Here is a 23,042-nt window from a genome sequence, read left to right on the forward strand (position 1 = left end):
TCAATTGAACGTCCTTTTTTTATTATTTTATTGAACCAATAATATCATATTTAGTAATAATGTGATGTTTTCCATTTCCTAAATCAACTAAAACCGCTTGGTTATCTTTAGTAATTAGTTTAGAAACATCTTCTACTGGTGTTCCAATTTTTACGATTGGAAATGGCTTACCCATAACTTCGCGAATTGGTCTTTCAGCAGTGTTTTTATCTGAAATGAAACTTTGGAACAAATCCGATTCATCTACAGAACCTACAAATCCATTTACATCAACTACTGGAATTTGAGAGATTTTATATTTTCTCATTCTTTCAATGGCATGAGAAACTAATTCTTCTGTACGAACAATTACTAAAGGTTTGTCGATATGTTCTTTGATTAAATCTTCTGCTTTTGTGATTTCTTCTTCTAAGAAACCTCTTTCGCGCATCCAATCATCATTAAACATCTTTCCAACATAACGACTTCCAGAATCGTGAAATAAAACCACAACTACATCTTCTGGACCAAAGTGTTCTTTTAACTGCAATAAGCCCTTTACAGCGGCTCCAGCAGAGTTTCCAACAAAAATCCCTTCTTCTAAAGCGATTTTTCTTGTATAAACAGCTGCATCTTTATCGGTAACTTTTGTAAAACCATCGATTAATGAAAAATCAACGTTCTTAGGTAAAATATCTTCACCAATTCCTTCAGTGATGTACGAGTAGATTTCGTTCTCATCAAAAATTCCAGTTTCGTGGTATTTTTTGAAAACCGAACCGTACGTATCAATTCCCCAAATTCTAATATTTGGATTTTTTTCTTTTAAATATTTAGCTACACCTGAAATCGTTCCTCCAGTTCCAACTCCAACTACAAAATGCGTAATTTTCCCTTCTGTTTGTTCCCAAATTTCTGGACCAGTTTGTTCGTAATGTGCAATAGCATTACTTGGATTATCGTATTGATTTACGTACCAAGAATTTGGAATTTCTTCTCCTAATTTTTTAGACACGGAATAATAAGAACGAGGGTCAGTTGGCTCAACATCCGTTGGACAAACGATTACTTTTGCTCCAACAGCTCGTAAAATATCAGATTTTTCTTTAGATTGCTTATCAGAAATTACAAAAATACATTTGTAACCTTTTACGATTGCTGCTAAAGCTAAACCCATTCCTGTGTTACCTGAAGTTCCTTCAATAATGGTTCCACCTGGTTTTAAACGTCCATCAGCTTCTGCATCTTCAATCATTTTTACAGCCATTCTATCTTTTACAGAATTTCCAGGATTGAAGGTTTCTACTTTGGCTAACACTAATGCGTCAACTTCGGCAGTTACTTTGTTTAATTGCACTAAAGGCGTATTACCAATAGTTTCTAATATATTTTTTGCGTATTTCATTACTTATGAATGTCTGATGTTATTTTTTGCAAAGATAGTATGAATATTACGAATACAAAAATGAAAATGATTAGCGAACTAACCCTGAATGAATATTGTAGCTTGTGAACGTGCGAACAACTACTCATGAAAGCAGGAAAATGAACAGCAAAAATTCTCGAACGATTTGTTTCTATTTAAAGAAATTCCAGACTAAACCAAAACGAACAATAAAATCTTGATAAGGGTAATTTGGCGCAGAATAGAAATTATTTCCTGTCCAAGCTGAATTGAAATGTTCTGCTTTTAGGAAAATTCGTGTTTGACGCACACGCGCATTGATGAAAAAATCAAACATTGGAAAACCACCAATTTTAGTTTCGTTTTGCACATAAAACTCACCAATTAACGGATTGTAGTCGTTTGTATAATATTCTGTAAAATATTGAAAAGTAACACCTGTTTGCAAAAACATTGCTTTCTTGAAAACATATTCTGAGAAATACAAAGTGTTTCTTGTGGTTAATTGCGGTACATTTACCACGTCATCAACTTGATCAACAGCTTGGTATAAAATAGTGTTATCTAATGCAAATTTCCAAAACTTGATTTCTTTGTTTGCTTTTACTGAAAAATAGTTAATGGTTTTGTCGTATTGAACAGGTTTTACAATTAATGTAGCAATATTATTTGTGGTATTATCAAAAAATAAATGGTCGTTTAATACTTTATATTGTGCTGAAAGATTAATCCATTTTGTATTTGCACTAAATGTAAATTGATTTAATTTCTCGGTTTTAAAATTATTGAACCAATTATAATCTACATAGCTACTTTGATACAATGTGTAGTTCAAATTTGGCAAACTATTTAATTTTTGATAGTTAAACTCAAATTCATAATCATCGTTTAACTTATATTTTGCATTAGCTTCGATATTAGAAATTCCTTGATCACTAATAGCTTGTGAAACAGAAAGTTTTGCAATTAGTTTGTTAGCAAAATAAGTATAATTTCCTCCAATCATATTGACTTTTTCGGAAATTGAATTAGGAACACTTATATTTCCAAAACTATCATATACAACACTATTGTAATAATAATTATAGTTATTGTCTTCGATAAAAAATTCTAAATCACCATATGATTTTGTTTTATAAGCAATTCCAAGTTTATTATATAAATTATTGTATCGTGTTTTGTTGTTAATTCTGTTAGAAAATGAAGAACCAAATCTAGTATTTGCAACAGATTGAGTGAATTCAAAAAATTTATATTCTTGACTAAATCGATGTGTAAAAACCAAACTATTAGGATTTAACTTATTCAATTTAAATGAATGATCTACAAAAAAGCGGTTTCCTTTTAATAAAGAAGTAGCATCTTCAAAATAAACCTCTAATCGATCTCTCTCTTTAAAGTTATCATCTCCTGATTCAAAATCACTAGTATTAATAATTCCGCCATTTTCTTGATTTGAGATGTCTTGTCCTGTAAAATGAGCATTTAAAATATACCGTTTATCTTTTGTAAAGTAGCTTGATGTGAATCTGAAATTACCAGAGCTGCTCAAAAAATTAACATACTTACCTAAAGATCTTAAACCCTTATATGCAATTGAAAAATTTAAATTTGGCTTTGTATTTATAGTTAAAAAGGCATCTAGTGATTGTCCTTGCTCCATAACGGTTTTAAAATACAAATCAGTTAATGGTGTTGGAACTGAATAATATTTGATATCCTTAGCTTCTAAATAATTAAAGTGTTTGCCAGAAAAACCAATCATTGGCATTATTGATTTATTCTTTAATCCATAATCTAGAGTATTGTAGGTTTGCCCTTCGTTTGAAAAAGGCATTAATCCAAAAATATCTTTTCTAAGAAAGTTGTATTTGTACTCACTATTGATTGTTAAAGAAGTATCAACAAAAGTTGTGTCTTTTTGAAGTGTGTAGATTTTGTATAAATCAATACTTGGTTTTATTTCCTTTCCTATAACTAAACCTTTATTATCTATGTCATCATTTTGTGAAAAAACACTGAAGCATAAAAAAACAAAAAAGAATAAAAAATATTTTTTCATAGCGAGTTTATAATAACTGCAAATGTATGAGAAAATAAGTAATAAAAAAAGAGCTACATTTCTGTAGCTCTTTCTATTAAATATGTAAGAAATAATTATTTATTTCTAGAAACTTTAGGCATAACTTTTCTACCGCTTCTACCAGTAGCCAATTCCTCGTCTAAATCATTATATAATGTATAAACAGTACCAGCTTTATTAACTCTAGCTACGTACATATCAGCAGCAGGACCAGCACTAGAACCAATAACATTAGAATCCCAAATTCCACTTAAGTCAATTTCTTGAACCCAAACTCCCGGTTTACTAACAGTTAAAATTGGTTTAAGATTAACTAATTTTACAGGTTTATAACCTGTCCCTAAAGCAGGTCCACCAGCAACTCTTCTAGGTGTATCCCATAAATCAACCCATAATTCATAATCACCATCAGGACGAGAACTTGCAATAGTTGCATATTCTGGCTCAGCACCAGTTGCACCCGTAAAGATATTATTAGGACCATAAACTAATAAGTCAAAATCCCAAGCTTCTAATGTTTTAGTTTCTTCATTAACTGATAAATAAGTAATATCATCAAAGTTACCATGAGCATTGAATTTAGTAGCCCACTTTAATTCTGATTGAATTTCATCTAAAGTAGTATTAGCCAAAGTAATGGTAATAGTTTCAGAATTTTCATCAACTAATGCTGTAGAGTTACCCATTGGGTATAATCTAAATACTAATGTTTCAGTAGCTTCAGGTAAATAATCAACTAAAGTTGTAATATCAAAAGTAACAGATGAAGCGTAAGCTGGCAAAATTACTTTATGACCAATAATTCCATAACCATCATCAACAGTTGTTTCTTCATCAGTTTCAGAATTTCCATCTCCACCATCAACTACAGTATAGTCTCTGAAAGCACCTGTTCCTCCAACTAATTCTAATTTAAAATCAGATCTTACATTAAGAGGTTTATCGATTGTTAAAGTTACCATAGCTGCATCACCCTCATTCAAATTGAATGTAGTAGCATCAGCTGTAACCACGGATTTAACAATTCTTTGAGAAGTTGCATCTTCGTCATCACTACATGAAGCAAATAAGCCCAACACAGTAAGTCCAAAAATATATTTTAAATTACTTTTTTTCATAATATATAAAAATTAAAGACGTGTATACAAGTAAGATTGTTTTTGATCACCAGTAGCAAATTCGATATTGTGAACAACTTCAAACGTTGTTTCAGAAGTTACAATACCATCAATACCATCTCCATAGAAACTAGTTCCATAAACTTTATTAGAAAATCCACCTAAAGTTTGATTTTTAGGTAAAGAAATTTCATCACAAATATCAATAAAAGTATAACCAGCTGGACTAAATGTACCTAAAGTATATCTACCAACATATCTAGTTCTAAAAGTATTAATATCTGTTAAAGTTACAACCTCGTTAGTTCTCACAGCAGTTAAACCTGCAGAAGTAATTGCAACACTATAATTACCATCAAGCAAAGATAAACAACCAACGAAAGTTATTTTTAAAGTATCATACTGTGCGCCAATTGTAGAACCAGGAGATGAAGACTTTAATTTTAAAACTAAAACAGTCTTATAATCAGGATTCAAATTACCTGTGTTCACTTCTAAAGGATACTCACCAAAAGTTGAACCAGCAGGAATTACAATCTTACCACTAGTATCTACAAAGTTGAATTCAACCCCTTCAGTAGCAGTACTATTTGCATAATCAATTTCATATTCAACTTCAATATCAGTTGCTGAATATTGACCATTTGCTGTTCCAATTAAATCTAAAGGAAATTTTCTTAAGATAACCCCTTCATCTTCAAAATATGGAACTGGATATACGTCAGATGGGAATCCAACAACCTTATCACCAGCCGCTAAATTTTGCTCAGTCTTAATGTCATCATCAGTACATGATAAAAATGCTGCACCAACAAAAAGCAATGTTATTAACTTTTTCATAATTTATAATTTTAATTTGTTACTATTTATTTCCAAAATGGTGCCGTAGTAAATGCATCATTAACAGACTGTACTGGTACATTAGCAGAATTACTAGCTAACTCAGATGTTGGATACATTAATCTTAAAGGTTTTTTACCTGTTGGAGAAGTTGAACCCATTGGCATTGGAATATTATCAATTAAGCCAGTACGAGTATATTCAACCCAAATTTCAAGACCATTAGTACCATTCAAAGCAATAGATTTTTGATACATAATTGCTTGAATTTGTTCATCTAAATTAGAAGCAACAGCAAAACCTCTACCTAATTCACCATTAACATCACCAATATAACTACCTGGAGTAGCACCTAAATGTGTCATAGAAGCAGTAATAGCACTATCAAACAATGATTGAGCATCACCACCAATATAACCTCTAGCAACCGCTTCAGCTTGTAGTAATAAACTTTCAGACAATAACATGATAAAACCATCTTGTGCAGAATTTTTAACCAATCCAGGTCCTAATTTAGACATGTCATCTGGAGCAGTACCTGCAGGCTGAGAAGAATCACCTTGTTCAACACCCACAACTTGACCAGAAATTAAAGTAAATAATCTGCTTCTTCTAGGATCTGGTGTTGTATTAAGTTGAGTTGCAATATATTTAGATGCTCTTCTAAAGTTATAAGCTTGTCTGTAAGTAATAGGAGTTTCATCTAAATTGATCATCAAGTTCATCCAAGGATTTTGTTGAGAATCTTTAGCGTTAGAATAACCAGGATTGATTTTAACATCTTGAGCGATAAAATCCAACTCTAAATTATTAGTAAACTGGTCTACTAAATAAGCTTGAGATGTAGCATCAGTTTCAGCTTTAGTAGCTTCACGCAATAAAATTCTTAATTTTAAAGTATTAGCAAACTTTTTCCAAAGCGCCATATTACCCCCTAAAATTATGTCTTCATTACCAACCTCTACAGTATTAGCAGGAGCGTTATCAATCATATCAATAGCGCTATCAATTTGCACGATTAAATCTCTATAAATTTCTTGATCATCATCATACTTAGGATTAACATTTGCAATACCTTGATGAGCTTCAGAATAAGGGATATCACCATACATATCAACTAAATATTGAAAGTAAAAAGCTTTCATAATTTTAGCAATTGCTTTGTGATTATCATAATCAGCAGAAGGATGATTGATAATTTTAGAATATTCATAAGTGTTTCTGTATAAAGAATTCCAAATATCTTCGTAGAAATTGTTACTCATAGTAATACCAAATTCTTCAGCATAACCTCCTGTAAAAGCATTAACATTTGCTCCCCAGTTGTTCATAAAAACGTTTCCTAATTCATTCATTCTTCTAACAAGAACAGAATAAGATGAATTATGAGCACCAGCCATTGTTAAGTCTGGAGTAATTTGTGATTCATTAGGATTATTTGGAGAATCATTGATATCTAAATAATCATCGCACGAGAATAGCATTAAAGCTATTATAGGCAAAATTAACTTTATTTTTTTCATAACTTTTTTAATTAAAATGAAGCGTTAAGAGAAAAACCAAATGTTCTTGTAGCTGGATATTGACCAGTAACAGCTAAACCTTGATCATTTCCAGAAGATCTAGATTGCTCAGGATCGTTATAGTTTCTATTCTCTTTAGGTAATACAATAAATGGATTTCTTGCATTAACACCTAAACGTAAAGAAGTTAAACCAGTTTTTTCAATCATAGATTCAGGAAGTGAATAACTTAATGATAATTCTCTAACTTTAAATGCTGTAGCATCTAAAACAAAGTTTTCAACTACTGCTCTGTATTCATTAGAGAAATAATTTAAGTAACTTGTATAAGTTGTTCCACCTGTAACAACACTTGTGTTTTCAGTATATACACCTGGAGAAGTTTCAACAGCTGAATTTGGGAAAATAAAACCATTTCTTCCATTCTCTGCAGATTCATATAAGTGACCTGACCAAGATAACCAGTCTTTTGTTCCAGACCAGAATTGGTGACCTGTTCTATAATCCATAACTGCTGCTAAACGAATACCTTTGAATTCAACAGCTGTATTATAATTAATTACATAATCAGGAGTTGCTTTACCTAAGATTTTATAATCAGTAGTTCTAATTGGATTTCCAGATACTGGATCAATTAATACTCTTCCTTGATCATCTCTTTCATAAGCAATACCTTTAATTAAAGGAAATTCTTCTCCTTCTGTAGCAAAAATACCTACACCTGCACCTGTAAAGTTTTGTAATGCAACCTCGTTTGCAGATTCAGACACTTTATCAACAATAGATTTAGTATGAGAATATGCTAAACGATTTTCCCATTTTAATCCTAAATTATTAAAATCAGAAGCTTTAACTGGAGTGAAACCTAAATCAATTTCATAACCAGTAGTAGTCATTTGACCAATATTAGTTAACACTGATGAAATACCAGAACCTGCTGATGTTGATTGTCTTGTAATCAAGTCAGTAGTTTTTGTGCTGTAATAAGATGCATCTAAAGTAATTCTGTCATTTAAGAATCCTAAATTGATACCAAACTCAGCAGTAGTCATAAACTCAGGCTTAATTAATGGATCAGTAGGATTTTGATTTGGACTAAAAGAACTTAAAGAACCAATTGGGAATCCACCAGTAACTGAATAGATTGAATTGATATCATATGGCGATACAATAGAAGTATTACCAACTCTTACAATACTTGCAGATAACTTAGCATAATTTAATCCTTTATCAGATTTTAAACCATCAAATGCTTTTGTAGGAATAAATGATAAACCTGCAGATGGATAAAAATAATTATCTTTATAACCATTATATAATCTTGAATTCCAGTCATTTCTTCCTGTTAAATTTAAGAATAAATAATCATCATATCCTAAATCAACGTTAGCAAAGAAAGAGAAAGTTCTACCTCTTGAGTACCCATTACTTCTTCTTGGATCTCCTGTTATATTACTAATATTATATAAACCAGGAACAGTTAAATTATCTCCACCAACTGAAGTTGCTTGTGACATTCTATCTTGTATATTGTTACCAATATTAGCTTTGAAAGAAACTTTATCAGTTAACATATAATCAAAGTTAACCATAAAATCTCCGTAGAAATTTCTTGCATTAGAATTTGATGCATCAAAAGAAGAAACAATTGTTTGATCTCCACCACCAACTTTTAATAAATCTACATAACCATTAGTATATGATAAAGCGTTATTTTGAGAAAACTGAACATTCGCAACATAATTGAAGTTAATGTTTTTGTTTAACTCATAATTAAAAGTACCAATTAAACTAACATAGTCAGAACGATTAGTATTTCTTACATTATCTCTTAACCAGTAAGGATTGTTGTAGTAAGAAGTCCAGTGACCTGATTGTCCAGAATTTTCAAAACGCTCAACTGGAATATTAGTAGCTGTTTGTAATAAATCTGTAAATAAATTTGAAGAAGTTGTTTCAGTTCTTTGAGAAATATAATTCACGTTACCATCAACAGTCCATTTACCAAATTTTTTACCTCCTCTAAACAATAAAGAAGTTCTATCCAAAATATCACCATCTACAACAAACTCAGTATTTTGTTTATTTGCAGACGCAGTAATATAACCATCTTCTAGAGTACCTCCAGAAATCGAAATACCATTTTGAAATACAGTTCCTGTTTCAAAGAATTCCTTAATATTATCTTCAATTGGAGAATAAGGAGACATAATATATGACCCATCTGCTTGAGCCATACCAACTGGTCTCATTACACCATCCATTTCAGCACCCCATCCTCCATTTTCATAAGAAATATGAGTACCATTCCATCCTTGACCATAACGCTCTTGACGTTGCGGAATAAACGAAACGCTTTCAAAATCGATAGCTGAGTTTAAAGCTACTCTTAATAATCCTTTTTTAGAACCTCTTTTAGTAGTAACAATAATTACACCATTAACACCATCTTGTCCATAAAGAGCCGCACCTTGTGCTCCCTTAAGTACATTAGTTGATTCAATTAATTCAGGAGCTAATGCTTGTAAAACAGAAGCAGAAGAAATAACGTTATCGATAACTACTAAAGCTTGATTGTTTCCTGTAATAGATCTATTTCCACGTAAAACAATTCTTGTTGTAGCATTTACACCATTATTTGTAGTGTTAATTTGCAAACCTGATACTTTACCAGCTAAAGATTGAACAACGTTAGGGTTAGCCGCTTGAGTCAACTCACCAGAATTAACTACTTGAGTTGATGAAGTAATCGCATCAACTTTACGCTTAATACCTAAAGCACCCACAACTTCAACATTTGCAAGCTCCATAGCTTTTAAAGTAACATTGTAAGAATTTCCAGCACCAACAGTAACACTTTGTGTACTACCAGCGTAAGAAATTACTAAAACATCACCTTGTTTTGCACTGATAGAATAATTTCCATCAAAATCAGTTGTAGTACCAGTAGTTGTTCCTTTAACAACAACGTTTGCACCAGCAACAGGGCCTAGGTCGTCAGAAACCACACCCGTAACAGTTTTCTGTTGCGCGAACGAAAACTGCATCGTAAACGCTACTAAAAGCGTAAAAATCCATTTGAACTTCGATCTCATATTAAATTTATTTGAGTTAGTTATTCCGCAAACTTCTTAATAATTTCTTAAATAAACAAATAATACTTCGGAATATTACTAATTTATTTTTGTTAAAGTTTTAGTTTTAAAAAAACATTTTATGGAACAATCTCATTATAAAGATGAATATATAGCAAAAAGGTTGCGTAGAAAATTATATTTTTGTCAAAAAAAAGCATGTTAAGTAAAAGTTATAGCAATTTAATATTGGAATGCGGAACTGATGAAGCTGGAAGAGGTTGTTTAGCAGGCCCAGTTACTGCAGCTGCCATTTTACTTCCTGACAATTTTGAACTAAATTTACTTAACGATTCGAAACAACTTTCTGAAAAGATTAGAAAAAAATTAAAACCTGAAATAGAAGAAAAAGCAATTTCATTTTCTATTACTCATATATTTCCAAATGAGATTGATGAAATAAATATTCTTAATGCCTCTATGAAAGCGATGCAGGAATGTATTTTACAATTAAACCCAACTCCTGAATATATAATTGTAGATGGAAATCGTCCTTTGAATGGGAAATTAGGCATGAAACAAAAAACAGGAAAAATATTTACATCTGACGAAATTGAATTATTAAAATCAATCCCCAATACAAGCATTATTAAAGGAGATAGTAAATATTTAAGTATTGCTGCTGCATCAGTTTTAGCAAAAACGTACCGAGACGAATATATGGATAAAATTCACGAAGAGTTTCCAATGTATAATTGGAAGAAAAACAAAGGATATCCTACAATTGAACACAGAAACGCCATAAAAAAATATGGCCCATGCAAATACCATCGAATGAGTTTTCGATTATTACCAGAACAGTTGTGTTTGGAATTTTAATATTATCCAACATCATTTACAATGTTTTTCATACAGCATCTATACTTTACATGTACTATACCCATGCTATATCAGTGCTATATCAGTGCTATATCTGTGCTTTTGTTATACTATTTCTGCTTCAAATAGATTTTGAAAATGTTTTAGGATTTTTTCCTTTACTTCTTGTTCGTCTATTCCTTTTCCTAATTCAGCGTGCATAGATGTAACGGCTTTTCCTTTTATACCACAAGGAATAATGTTATCGAAGTATCCTAAATCTGCATTTACATTTAAAGCGAAGCCGTGCATGGTTACCCAACGTGATGCTCGCACTCCCATAGCGCAAATTTTTCTAGCAAATGGTGTACCTACATCAAACCAAACCCCTGTTTCGCCTTCGCTTCGGGTTCCGTGCAATCCGTATTCTGCTAATGTTAGAATGATTGCTTCTTCTAAGAATCGTAAATATTTATGAATATCGGTAAAAAAATTTTCTAAATCTAAAATTGGATAACCTACAATTTGCCCTGGTCCATGATACGTAATATCTCCTCCTCTGTTTATTTTATAAAAAGTAGCTCCTTTTGCTTCTAATTGTTTTTCGGAAAGTAATAAATTTGACACATCGCCACTTTTTCCCAAAGTATAAACATGCGGATGTTCTACATAGAGTAGGAAGTTGGGAGTTGGGAGTTGGGAGTTGGATTGTCTATTTTGAACTTTGATGTCTACAATTTCTTTGAATAGTTCTTCTTGATAATCCCAAGTTTCTTTGTAATCTTTATTTCCTAAATCTTGAAGTTGGACTTTTTTATTCATAGCGAACGAAATTGTGTTTTGAAAAAGTTTCGCAAAGATACGAATAGTTTGCTAATTAGCCCTGACAGGAGTGACATCCTTTTTGAAAAAAAGATATAACGGATGGCAGGAATATGGAAACCAAGAAAGCCCGAAACATTCGCTTCAAAAAACATTAAACTTTGAACTTGAAACTTGAAACAAAATAAATTATCTTTGCACGCTTAAATACAATACTATGCAACTTTCGGAACAAGAAATCATTAGAAGAGACAAACTAAACGCTTTACGCGAACTTGGAATTAACCCTTATCCAGCGGATTTATTTCCGGTGAATCACACTTCAAAGCAAGTGAAGGAAAATTTTAAAGAAGGCAAGAAGGTTATTTTGGCTGGACGTTTAATGAGTGTTCGTGATCAAGGAAAAGCTTCGTTTGCTGAATTACAAGACAGCGAAGGAAGAATTCAATTGTATTTTAATCGCGATGTGCTTTGCGAAGGTGAAGACAAAACGCTTTACAACCAAGTTTTCAAAAAATTAACCGATTTAGGTGACTTTATTGGAATTGAAGGAGAATTATTCATGACAAAAGTAGGCGCAATGTGTGTTCGCGTGGATGATTTTAAAATGTTGAGTAAAACTTTAAAACCGCTTCCGTTACCAAAAACAGATGAAGAAGGTCATGTGTTTGACGCGTTTACTGACCCAGAATTACGCTACCGTATGCGTTACGTTGATTTAGTAGTTAATCCGCAAGTGAAAGAAGTTTTCATGAAAAGAACAAAATTGTTCACGGCAATGCGAACGTTTTTCAACGAAGCAGGTTATATGGAAGTGGAAACTCCGGTTTTACAATCGATTCCTGGTGGAGCGGCAGCACGCCCGTTTATTACACATCATAACAGTTTAGATATTCCATTATACATGCGAATTGCTAACGAATTATATTTGAAAAGATTAATCGTGGGTGGATTTGATGGTGTTTACGAATTTTCAAAAAACTTCCGTAACGAAGGAATGGACAGAACGCATAATCCAGAATTTACCGCAATGGAAATTTATGTAGCATACAAAGACTACAACTGGATGATGGAGATGACAGAAAATTTATTAGAATATTGTGCCACTCAAGTAAACGGAACCACTGAAGCTACTTTTGGAGAACATAAAGTAAACTTCAAAGCTCCTTACGCAAGAGTAACGATGACAGATGCTATCAAACAATTCACAGGTTTTGACATTACTGGGAAATCGGAAGATGAATTGCGCGAAGCTGCAAAATCTATGGGAATCGAAGTAAACGATACCATGGGTAAAGGAAAATTAATCGATGAAATTTTTGGTGAGAAATGTGAAGGTAACTTTATTCAACCAACGTTCATTACTGATTATCCTAAAGAAATGTCGCCTTTATGTAAATCGCACCGTGATAATCCCGAATTAACAGAGCGTTTTGAGTTGATGGTTTGTGGTAAAGAAATTGCCAATGCGTATTCGGAATTAAATGATCCAATTGACCAAAGAGAGCGTTTTGAAAACCAAATGGCTTTAGCCGCAAAAGGTGATGACGAAGCAAACGGAATTATCGATGAAGACTTCTTAAGAGCTTTAGAATATGGAATGCCACCAACTTCTGGATTAGGAATTGGAATGGATCGTTTGATTATGTTTTTAACGAACAATCAATCGATTCAAGAAGTATTATTCTTCCCGCAAATGCGACCAGAGAAAAAAGGTCCAGAATTAACGGAAGACGAAAAACATATCATTGAAATTTTAAAAGCGAACGAAGGCATTTCTATTGGTGATTTAAAAATAAAATCAGAGTTAAGCGGTAAAAAATGGGACGCTGCCAGCAAAGGCATTAGCAAACATGGCTTAATGAAGATTACAGTTGACGGTGATAATAAAATTGCTGAATATTTAGGGAAATAATTTCCTATATTTGAATTATGGAAAGAGCAAAACTTATAGTTAAAAATTTTGGCCCTCTAAAAGATATTGAAATAGAAGTTAGAGAAATGGTTACTTTTATTGGTGCACAAGCATCAGGAAAAAGCACACTTGCTAAATTACTTTCTATTTTTGAGGATGAAAATTTTAGAAGAGATGAAAATATAACTTTCGAAGAAGAATTAAAAAAATATAACATATATAGTTATCTAAAACAAGAAACTTATATAAGCTATGACAATTTTGAATCTAAAGACATTTCCCTAAGTAGCTTTGTTTATGAAAATAGTGAATATTTGAAGTTCGGGAGTTCTAATTGTTTAGATCTTGTAAAAAGGGATTTAAATAATTATAAAAAAATAGACTTTTTAAAAGATTTTATTAATTATGATTTAGATTTTATTATCCTTAGAAAAATTGAATTTATAAAAAAGTTTATAAGACATTTTAACTTATCAGAGGACAAAACCAATATTTTCATAGATTATTTTATAAATATTAAAAAAAATAAATCTAAATCTGATATAGACCAAATATTAGAAATATTAGAAATGGAAAAAAAACCTGAAAACTATATTTCTATATATGAAGATCTATTAAATATTTTACCTGAGGTTTATGCTTTTGATTCATTATATATTCCTACAGAAAGAAACTTTTTACACTTAATAGCTGAAAACACTCTTGGTTTAATAAATAATAACGTTCAAATCCCAAAACATTTGTTAAATAGTGGACAAGATTATGAAAAAGCAATTAAATCAATAAAAGAATTACCATTAGGTATTATTGATAAGAAGATTAAATATAAACGAGAAGGAAAAACATCATACATATATCACAATCAAACTGAAAAAGTGGATTTATTGGAGTCTGCTTCAGGTTTACAAACAGTTGTTCCTATTTTATTATTAGTTGAGTACGCAAAGTCCCTAAAAGACGAATATAACTTCAATTTTGTTGTTGAAGAACCTGAACTAAATTTATACCCAAAAGCTCAACATGAGTTGATTAAATATTTGGTTAAAAACTGTTTGTTAGATAGAAAAAATTTAATTCTAACAACACACAGCCCTTTTATATTAGCCTCTTTAAATAATTTATTATTAGCTTATGATAAAGGACAATCTAAACCAAAAGAGGTTAACAAAATTATAAAAAAAGAATCTTGGCTAAACCCAAAAAACTTTATTGCTTATCAATTAAAAAACGGCAAAGCGTATAAAATAACAGATGATAAGTTGGGTCAAATTAAGGAAAATATGATTGATAGAATTTCAGATGAGTTTTCAGATGAGTTTAGTAAATTATTAAATTTATGACAGAAGAGTTATTAATTCAATTTCCTGAAATTATTGAAAATGGTTGTTTAAAAAGTATTAACAACAAACATTCTTTCATTTTTGATGATAATGAAACTAAAAAAGGTGTTTTTGTCACTGCACATGATAAATTTCATTTACACGTCGAAAAGAACCATAGTAAATCTTTAAATTTTATTCAAAATGACTCATGTGTGATGAATAGTGATAATGGTAAGCAGTGTGATTATGTCCTATTTGATAATGAAAAAGTATGTTTTTCTGAAATTAAAGCGACAAAAGAAAATTTATCCAACCGAAGAAAAGATGCTTTAAAACAATTAGAAAATACTATAAAATTTTATTTTGAAAATAATTTATTTAAAAATTATCAAAGTAAAAATGCTTTAATAACCTTTGACAATAATAAAAGAATTGCACCTCAAGCAAGTAAATCAACAAAAACAAAAGAATTTAAAGTAAAATATGATGTAAATCTGAATGAAGGAAATTATATCTTATTTGAATAATTTAAAAAAGGAACTCAAATGAGTTCCTTTTTTTTATTACAAACTATAATTTAAATTTAAACTCCAACGGTAATTGGCTTCCAGATTACCACCATTCAAATTTTGAGTAATTGGTAACATTACATTTGCTCCAACAGAAAATTTATCTTTTCCTATTTCAAAGCCCAATTTTCCGAAGAAAATATCGCCAGCAGTATTACGTACTTTTTGTCCTAACTGATAATTATCTTCATATACTTCACCTGCAAAGCCAAGTTGTGGTGCTATCGAATACTTTTCTTGTTCATACAAATAGAAAAAAGTTCCTGAATAATTGAATTGATTTCCGAAACGATAATTTTTATTGTTCTCTGTTTTTATCACATAGTTTAAAAGCGTATTTAGTCCAAATTGTTTTCTTTTTACTACATATTCAGTAGCTAAAAGATAATCAAAACTTCCTGTTCCTACTTGATAACTTGGATTGAAACTCCCGTTATTTGCTTCATCAAATTTTCCAGTTGGAAGTTTTATTCCAGCTCCAGCCTGCAATGAATGAACTAAAACGGTACTATCCTTGTGTGTTTGGTACAATTGATACATCCCTAAAATGGTAATATCTCCTATTCCGTTAACATTTTGTTTTCCGTTTGCTGATTCTCGATTATGAAAATGATACGGAATTAAAGCAGAAATTTGTACTTTTTTCACCACTGGAATTCGTGCCCAAACTTGCATCGTATTGTAACTTTCATTATACCAAGCCGAATTACTATACAAACCATCGGTACTTTTATAAGATTGGTTAAAATAACGAATTCCTACAAAATTGGTATTTAACATTGAGGCAAAACCCATGCTTCCTCCACTTGCCGAACAGCCACAAGCATCGCAATCATCAAAAAAGACCTCAGAAACTTGATGAAATTTTAAAAACGGATTAATTGTTGACAAACTGTCTTTTTCGGCTGTAAATCCATATTGAAAAATCAATAGGAAAATAATGATATATTTTTTCATTTTTTTAAAATTCCGCGAATCTTGGATTGGTTAAAAATTCGTTATCCGTTAAGGTTTTTAAGAAGGCAATAAGCTGTAATTTTTCGGTTGCAGTCAACGGAATTCCTAATGTTCCACCATTGTTTAAACTTGCGTCTAAATTTTGAGTATTAGAAACACCTGACGCATAATGATTTAACACTGCTTCTAAAGTATAAAAACGACCATCGTGCATGTAAGGTGCCGTTTTTTCGATATTTCGCAAACTTGGCACTTTAAACTTGTATTTGTCAATATCCAATTCGGTTACACGATATCTTCCTTTGTCGTTTATTGACGGATTTATTGGCAATCCGTTGTTTCTAAACGAATTATCGGTAAATATATCTGTGGCATGACACGAAGCACACTTTTGATTGAACAAATCATAACCTGCTAATTCGTCTGAAGACAATGTTCCTCCTGCTTCATTTCTTCTATATTTATCAAAACGTGAATTGGAAGAAGTGAGCATGGTCATAAATTGAGCTAATGCTTTTAGCATGTTTTCGGAATTGATTTCTTCTTCTGGAAAAGCTTGACGGAATAATTTTTTATACTCACTATCATTTTTCATCATATTGATAATGTTGATGATATTGCCATTCATTTCTAATTCGTTTGAAATTGGTGCCATTGATAGCAATTCAATATGATCGGCAGCTCCGTCCCAAAAAAACTGGGTTTGATAGGCCATGTTTTGAATAGGTGGTGCGTTTCGGGTTCCAATTCCGTCACCAACACCGTGACTAAAGGTGTGTCCGTGATGTGTAAACGCATCTTCTTGAATGTGGCAAAAACCACAAGAAACTACTCCGTCTGATGCTAAACGACCATCGTAAAAGATTTTTTTTCCTAATTCAAAACCCTTTTCGGTTAATGGATTATTAGCCATATTGTAGGCTAATGGTGGAAAATTTGATGGTACTTGATAATCAATTGGAATGTTTTGGTATTCTGATGAATCGTCTGATGCGCAACTGAATAAAAATCCAATTGCCAACAGCATAAAATATTTTGTTTTCATAACGCTATGTTTTAGCCCAGATGGGAATGAAAAGCCCGTAAAGGAAAAACAAATTGATTTTGTTGCTAAAAAATAGCGACCAAAGAAGCTCTTTTTTTTTGCTTACAAAATTTTTGTTTTTCCTGCGGACTTGTAATGTACAGCTGGATTAGCTTTTACTAAAATTAATCGTTGTGAACGTGGTGTACTTCAAACATTGTAGGAACGTTGTTTGCAGAAATGTTTTGCACTTTTGTTCCTCCCATTACGTCTAGACCTTCTTCAAAATTGATAACTGTTGTACCATCAACAATCTTCTTTAAATCGGCCATGATATGAACCTGAGGAGTAATGTTTGTTCTTACTAATGCGTTGTCTGGTAAATCTAAAGTAACTTCTGCATAATTGTATACATCACCGGTTTTTCCTGTATGCACTCTATAATTTGCATTTGTATGCGTTGCTGAAGTAACAGTTCCTTCGAATTTTACAAATTTATATCCGGCAGCCCAAGACCATGTCATACCTAATGCTTGCGCATCTGACCACATGGTTCCTTGTCCGTCTGCTCCAGCGTTAAATTGTGCCTGATCAACACCTATTCCGAAGGTAACTTTTGTGTAATTTCCAGCTGGAATGTTTGGTAAATTTAATAATGTACTTGCAGCATCTGCTTCGTTTACAAAGAAATAGCTTTCGCTTTTAGGCACAGTATAAGTTGAACCATCTTCTTTAGTTAAAACGATATTACTCACAATATAAATTGCATTTGAAGCTTTAACAACTTCTCCGTTTGAGTTTGTGTAAGGTGTATTAAAAGCAAAATCTGCATCGCCATAAACGTTATCGAATTCTAATTTTAGGTTTCCTTCACCTGTTATTGCGTTATTATCATCGTCTGAACATGAAGTGAATGCTAAAGCTATAGCCATTACAGCTACTATATTTTTTAATTGAAATTTCATTTTTTTGAAAATTTTTTAGTTTAAAATTTAATATTATTTGTGCTTAAAAGATTGATTTCTTTAAACAATTTTGGACATAGATATCCTAATCGATTCTTAGAATTAGAAACGATTGTAATAAAAAATTAAACTAAAGAGGTGGGTGGATGAAAAGTGGACTGTATTGCAGTCAAAGCATACAAATTCTGATAGTCAGAATTGATTTTTTTGTTTGTGAAAACGAAATTTTCAGCAAAAGAAACTACTTTGAATTCTTGACAAAACATGGTTTCAATTTCTTGTTTTACGTTTTGCTTTTTGTCAGAAGAAATAGGTTTTTCTTCTTCAGCAGATTTTGCTAATTGCTTCGCTAAGTGACACTTACCATTACATTTAAGTTCAGGCTTGTCCTTATTTTCACAAAGCTCTTTTACAATATAGTCATAATTAACAATGTATTCCAAAAATGGAATAGCTGGCTTTACCAGCATAAAAAAAGCGATTAAAATGACTAAATTTTTCACTTTACAAATATACAAACGTTTTTCTATTGCAATTAATTAAAAAACCATTTTTAATAATTTTTTGTTAACGATTAAACCTTTTTAAAATGATAGTGTCTTATCATCAAACAATTAAAAAAATAAGAAAGATGAAAAAATTAATTTTAGCAGCAGTATTAGTAGTATCAACACTAACTTTTGCACAAGAAAGAGGTAGAAAAGGAGAAAAATTAACTCCTGAACAACAAACAGAATTACAAGTTAAAAAAATGACTTTAGAATTAGACTTGGATGCTAAACAGCAGAAAGAAGTTAAGGCAATTTTGTTAGAAAATGCAAAAAAAAGAGATGCAAAAATGGCTGAAATGAAAGCAAAAAGAGAAAAAGGTGAAAAACCTTCAGCTGATGAAAAGTTTGCAATGAAAAATGAAATGCTAGATAATCAAATTGAACACAAAGCTCAAATGAAAAAAATTCTAAAACCTGAACAATTTCAAAAATGGGAACAAAACCTTGAAAATAGAAAAGAAAAAATGAGTGAAAGAAAAGAGAAAGGTAAAGAAAAAAGAAAAGCTTCTCAACAAAAAGAAGAATAGTTTTTTATGTTTTTTTGGTAATCTAAAAAAAATCTATTAGATTTGAATTTCGAAAACTATAAAAATATCTATATGAAAAATTTAATTACTGTAATTGCTTTGTTTTTTACATTCACAATAGGAGCTTTTGCACAGGATTCTAAAAAGGAAGATCCGAAAATTTTAGCAAAAAGAGAATTACATTCACTAACTAAAATAATTGATCTTGACAACAGTGTCGCTATAGGCTTAAATGACCTATTAATTTACAAGCATGAAACTGTAAACAGATTTCCAGAGAAAAAAGAGGAAGTAGCAGCAACTATTGAAAATAAATTAAAAAGCACATTTACTGCTGAACAATTTCTTAAAATAAAAAACAATAAAGTCTTATTTGAAGATTTACTTTATTAAAAAAAGTCCCGCAAATGCGGGACTTTTTTTATAGTTCATTAGCCACTTCTTCAATAGCTTTTATAGTAAAATCTAAATCTTTATAAGATAATGCATCTGTAATAAACCATGTTTCGTAGGCAGATGGTGCAATATAAACTCCTCTATTTAACAAGCCGTGGAAGAACTTCTTAAACGTTTCGTTATCTCCGTTTTTAGCAGTTTCAAAATCAAAAACAGGATTTGCATCAAAATGTACTGAAATCATAGAACCTACTCTATTTATAGTAAATTGAATATTTGCTTCGGTTAAAACTGTATGGATTCCTTTTTCTAAATATGCAGTTTTTTGATCTAAACGATTAAAAATTTCAGCATCAGAATTTAACGCTTTCAACATTTCAAATCCAGCTGCCATAGCTAATGGATTTCCTGACAGTGTTCCAGCTTGGTATACAGGTCCTAATGGCGCAAGATAATTCATAATTTCTTCTCTCGCAGCAAAAGCACCAACTGGCAAACCACCACCAATTACTTTTCCAAAACAAACAATATCGGCTTGAATGTCATACAATTCTTGAGCACCACCTTTTGCTAAGCGAAATCCGGTCATAACTTCATCAAAGATAAGCATTGCCTCGTTTTCTGAACAAACTGCTCTTAATGCCTCTAAAAATCCTTTTGCAGGTGGAATACATCCCATATTTCCGGCAACAGGTTCTATAATTATTGCAGCAATTTCATTTTTATTAGCTTCAAATAATGCTTTCACATTTTCGATGTCATTATAATTAGCCAATAATGTATCTTTTGCTGTTCCTTCTGTTACCCCAGGGCTATTTGGCACACCAAAAGTACTTAATCCACTTCCAGCTGCGATTAAAAACGAATCTGAATGACCGTGGTAACAACCCGAAAACTTTATAATTTTATCACGCTTTGTGTAACCTCGAGCCAAGCGAATCGCACTCATACAAGCTTCTGTGCCTGAATTCACAAATCTAATTTTATCAATATTTGGAACCATTGAAACTGCTAATTCTGCGATTTGCGTTTCTAATTCTGTTGGCATACCAAAAGAAGTTCCTTTTTTTGCTTTTTCAATAACTGCATTAACCACTGGGTCGTATGCGTGACCTAATATCATTGGTCCCCAAGAGTTGATGTAATCAATTAAACGATTTCCATCTTCATCATATAAATAGGCTCCTTTTGCCTCTTTTACAAAAATTGGTGTTCCTCCTACTCCTTTAAATGCTCTAACTGGCGAGTTTACACCACCAGGAATTACTTTATTTGCGGCAACAAATAATTCACTACTTCTTTTATATAACATTACTTGATTTTTATTTTTTGACCAATATTAATGGCATTATCTGAAATATCGTTAAGTTTTTTTAAATCTTCAACAGAAAGATTAAACTTTTTTGACAACGAATACAATGTATCGCCTTGCTGAATGGTGTATAATCCTTCTGAAATTTCAACCAAAGGGTCTTTTTTAGCAGGGACATAATTACGACTTAATACTTCGTTATCGTATTTATACAATTCAAATCGTTCAATTAATCCAATTAATTTATCTGGATACTTTTTATCGGTTGCATACCCTGCATCTTTTAATCCTTTTGCCCATGATTCATAGTCGCCTTTATCTAATTTGAAAAGGTTTGAATAACGACTTCTAGAGGTTAAAAAATACGAATGATCTCTGTATGATTCTGATGGATGATTATATTTTCTAAAACATTCTTGAGCTGCATCGTCATCGTGTTTTACACTTTCACCTGTCCAACCCGTATGACATTTTATTCCGAAATGATTATTTGCAGATTGTGCTAATTTTCCTTTTCCCGCACCTGATTCTAAAATTCCTTGTGCTAGAGTTATACTTGCTGGAATTCCGTGTTCTTTCATGTTGTTTTTAGCAATTTCTTGAAAGTTAGAAATATACAATTTGATTTCTTCTTCGTATGTTCTTACATTAGAAGTTGCTTCTAATTGCACCTCTTTCCCATCATTACTTGAATTTGTTTTTGGGGCATTCGTAGTCGTTTTTGGAGTGTTTTGAACAACTGGTTTTTTAGTCGTTGTTGTTTTAGGTTTTGACTTTGAAGTTGTACGAACAACAGGTCGTGTACTGTTACAACTTGCCATCAAAATAATTGTCAGTAATAAGGCAATTTTCTTAATCATTATATTGTATTGTTTCTTTGTTTTTCTTTCTTAATAAATCGTTCATTCCTGATATTCCTTGCAAACCTCCAGTGTGGATTGCTAAAATTTTCGAATGTGCAGGAAAATAATCTTTTTGGATTAAATCCAATATTCCAAACATCATTTTTCCAGTGTAAATAGGGTCTAACGAAATATTTGTTTGTTGATGAAATATATTCAAAAACCGAATTAACTCGTCAGAAACTTTTCCATAACCGCCAAAATTATACTCGCAATTTATGTTCCAATTTTCTTTCTGCACAAAATTACGAATTACATCAGATAAAAAACCACCTTTTAAAGAAGAAAATCCAATAATTTCTTGTGTAGCGTTTGCTGAATTGATAATTCCTGAAATCGTTCCGCCAGTTCCCATCGCACAACAAACAAAATCAAATGTAGATTTATCTTTTGCGGTTAAAATTTCTTCACAACCTTTTATTGCTAATTGATTAGTCCCTCCTTCTGGAATTAAGTAAAAATCACCGTACAAATCATGTAAACTTTCTACAAATTTTTTATCTGATTTGTCTCGATATGTTGTTCGATCCACAAAGTGAAATCGCATTCCATTTTGTTGTGCAAATGCTAAAGATGGGTTTTCCTGAACTTTATCAATCAATTCCTCTCCACGAATTACGCCAATAGTTTCAAAACCAAAGGCTACTCCTGCTCCTGCAACAGCGACAATATGATTAGAAAAAGCACCCCCAAAAGTAAGTATTTTTTTGAATCCTAATTTTTTAGCTTCTTCCAAATTGTATTTCAACTTTCGGAATTTATTACCTGAAATTATGGGATGCAGTAAATCTTCTCTTTTAATGTAGAGTTCAATTCCGTTTGGAAAAACCATTTCGATTTTCTGATTTTGACTTTTTTCCATAAAAAAAGCAGCTTGAATAAGCTGCTTTCAAATATACT

Annotated in this window: 20 protein-coding genes; 6 read left to right on the forward strand and 14 right to left on the reverse strand. The window is 31.6% G+C overall.

All coding sequences use genetic code 11. The features are described from left to right. Positions 1–22 precede the first annotated feature (22 nt). From M9Q43_RS07120 to M9Q43_RS07145, 6 genes are all read right to left on the reverse strand, one after another. Positions 23–1,384 carry a pyridoxal-phosphate dependent enzyme gene (locus M9Q43_RS07120; protein WP_262318249.1) on the reverse strand — a complete coding sequence of 454 codons (1,362 nt, stop codon included), beginning with the start codon at positions 1,382–1,384 and terminating at the stop codon, positions 23–25. A 172-nt stretch (positions 1,385–1,556) separates the two neighbouring features. Continuing rightward, on the reverse strand, positions 1,557–3,446 hold the full coding sequence (locus tag M9Q43_RS07125) for a putative porin (protein ID WP_262318250.1): 1,890 nt from the start codon (positions 3,444–3,446) through the stop codon (positions 1,557–1,559). 95 nt (positions 3,447–3,541) lie between these two features. Further along, complete coding sequence (locus M9Q43_RS07130; RefSeq protein WP_262318251.1) at positions 3,542–4,585, reverse strand: hypothetical protein; 1,044 nt, start codon at positions 4,583–4,585, stop codon at positions 3,542–3,544. Between the two features lie 12 nt (positions 4,586–4,597). Beyond that, positions 4,598–5,425 carry a hypothetical protein gene (locus M9Q43_RS07135; protein ID WP_262318252.1) on the reverse strand — a complete coding sequence of 276 codons (828 nt, stop codon included), beginning with the start codon at positions 5,423–5,425 and terminating at the stop codon, positions 4,598–4,600. Between the two features lie 26 nt (positions 5,426–5,451). Further along, positions 5,452–6,948, reverse strand: coding sequence for a SusD/RagB family nutrient-binding outer membrane lipoprotein (locus tag M9Q43_RS07140; RefSeq protein WP_262318253.1), 1,497 nt, complete (start codon positions 6,946–6,948; stop codon positions 5,452–5,454). Positions 6,949–6,959: 11 nt separating this feature from the next. Beyond that, positions 6,960–10,043: a SusC/RagA family TonB-linked outer membrane protein gene (locus tag M9Q43_RS07145; RefSeq protein WP_262318254.1), complete on the reverse strand. Its 3,084-nt coding sequence runs from the start codon at positions 10,041–10,043 to the stop codon at positions 6,960–6,962. 198 nt (positions 10,044–10,241) lie between these two features. Between M9Q43_RS07145 and M9Q43_RS07150 the strand changes: the two genes are divergently transcribed. Next, a complete protein-coding gene (locus tag M9Q43_RS07150; protein ID WP_262318255.1) occupies positions 10,242–10,901 on the forward strand; it encodes a ribonuclease HII in 660 nt (219 codons plus the stop codon). A 105-nt stretch (positions 10,902–11,006) separates the two neighbouring features. Here M9Q43_RS07150 and lipB read toward each other — a convergent pair whose 3' ends face one another. After that, on the reverse strand, positions 11,007–11,702 hold the full coding sequence (gene lipB / locus M9Q43_RS07155; RefSeq protein ID WP_262318256.1) for a lipoyl(octanoyl) transferase LipB: 696 nt from the start codon (positions 11,700–11,702) through the stop codon (positions 11,007–11,009). A 217-nt stretch (positions 11,703–11,919) separates the two neighbouring features. Here lipB and lysS point away from each other — a divergent pair, with 217 nt between their 5' ends. From lysS to M9Q43_RS07170, 3 genes are read left to right on the forward strand one after another with little or no spacing between them, the layout of a single operon-like run. After that, positions 11,920–13,617: a lysine--tRNA ligase gene (gene lysS / locus M9Q43_RS07160; protein ID WP_262318257.1), complete on the forward strand. Its 1,698-nt coding sequence runs from the start codon at positions 11,920–11,922 to the stop codon at positions 13,615–13,617. A gap of 17 nt (positions 13,618–13,634) precedes the next feature. After that, the gene (locus tag M9Q43_RS07165; RefSeq protein WP_262318258.1) at positions 13,635–14,957 is read left to right on the forward strand and encodes an ATP-binding protein; all 1,323 of its coding nucleotides are present in this window, start codon (positions 13,635–13,637) and stop codon (positions 14,955–14,957) included. After that, positions 14,954–15,466, forward strand: a complete 513-nt coding sequence (locus M9Q43_RS07170) for a hypothetical protein (RefSeq protein ID WP_262318259.1) — start codon at positions 14,954–14,956, stop codon at positions 15,464–15,466. Before M9Q43_RS07165 ends, M9Q43_RS07170 begins: the two co-directional genes overlap by 4 nt. Positions 15,467–15,502: 36 nt before the next feature. On the opposite strand, the gene M9Q43_RS07175 is transcribed toward M9Q43_RS07170, so the two are convergent. The 4 genes from M9Q43_RS07175 to M9Q43_RS07190 all read right to left on the reverse strand — a co-directional run bounded on the left by M9Q43_RS07175 (position 15,503) and on the right by M9Q43_RS07190 (position 18,924). Further along, positions 15,503–16,465 (reverse strand): transporter, encoded by a 963-nt coding sequence (locus M9Q43_RS07175; protein ID WP_262318260.1) that lies wholly within the window; start codon positions 16,463–16,465, stop codon positions 15,503–15,505. 4 nt (positions 16,466–16,469) lie between these two features. Further along, entirely contained in the window at positions 16,470–17,510 is a 1,041-nt protein-coding gene (locus M9Q43_RS07180; RefSeq protein ID WP_262318261.1) for a cytochrome-c peroxidase, read from the reverse strand. A 164-nt stretch (positions 17,511–17,674) separates the two neighbouring features. After that, entirely contained in the window at positions 17,675–18,454 is a 780-nt protein-coding gene (locus M9Q43_RS07185) for an MbnP family protein (protein WP_262318262.1), read from the reverse strand. Between the two features lie 125 nt (positions 18,455–18,579). Continuing rightward, positions 18,580–18,924: a hypothetical protein gene (locus M9Q43_RS07190; RefSeq protein WP_262318263.1), complete on the reverse strand. Its 345-nt coding sequence runs from the start codon at positions 18,922–18,924 to the stop codon at positions 18,580–18,582. Between the two features lie 161 nt (positions 18,925–19,085). Here M9Q43_RS07190 and M9Q43_RS07195 point away from each other — a divergent pair, with 161 nt between their 5' ends. Beyond that, a complete protein-coding gene (locus M9Q43_RS07195; RefSeq protein ID WP_262318264.1) occupies positions 19,086–19,532 on the forward strand; it encodes a hypothetical protein in 447 nt (148 codons plus the stop codon). A gap of 72 nt (positions 19,533–19,604) precedes the next feature. Continuing rightward, entirely contained in the window at positions 19,605–19,925 is a 321-nt protein-coding gene (locus tag M9Q43_RS07200) for a hypothetical protein (RefSeq protein ID WP_262318265.1), read from the forward strand. A 28-nt stretch (positions 19,926–19,953) separates the two neighbouring features. Here M9Q43_RS07200 and hemL read toward each other — a convergent pair whose 3' ends face one another. Genes hemL through M9Q43_RS07215 form a run of 3 tightly spaced genes read right to left on the reverse strand, consistent with a single transcriptional unit; the run spans position 19,954 to position 23,004 of the window. Beyond that, on the reverse strand, positions 19,954–21,240 hold the full coding sequence (gene hemL / locus M9Q43_RS07205; protein WP_262318266.1) for a glutamate-1-semialdehyde 2,1-aminomutase: 1,287 nt from the start codon (positions 21,238–21,240) through the stop codon (positions 19,954–19,956). After that, entirely contained in the window at positions 21,240–22,100 is an 861-nt protein-coding gene (locus tag M9Q43_RS07210; RefSeq protein ID WP_262318267.1) for a glucosaminidase domain-containing protein, read from the reverse strand. The genes hemL and M9Q43_RS07210 overlap by 1 nt, the downstream gene beginning before the upstream one ends. Continuing rightward, positions 22,093–23,004, reverse strand: a complete 912-nt coding sequence (locus M9Q43_RS07215) for a 1-aminocyclopropane-1-carboxylate deaminase/D-cysteine desulfhydrase (protein WP_262318268.1) — start codon at positions 23,002–23,004, stop codon at positions 22,093–22,095. Before M9Q43_RS07215 ends, M9Q43_RS07210 begins: the two co-directional genes overlap by 8 nt. Positions 23,005–23,042 lie beyond the last annotated feature (38 nt).

Source organism: Flavobacterium odoriferum, from assembly GCF_025499515.1.
Classification (GTDB): domain Bacteria; phylum Bacteroidota; class Bacteroidia; order Flavobacteriales; family Flavobacteriaceae; genus Flavobacterium; species Flavobacterium odoriferum.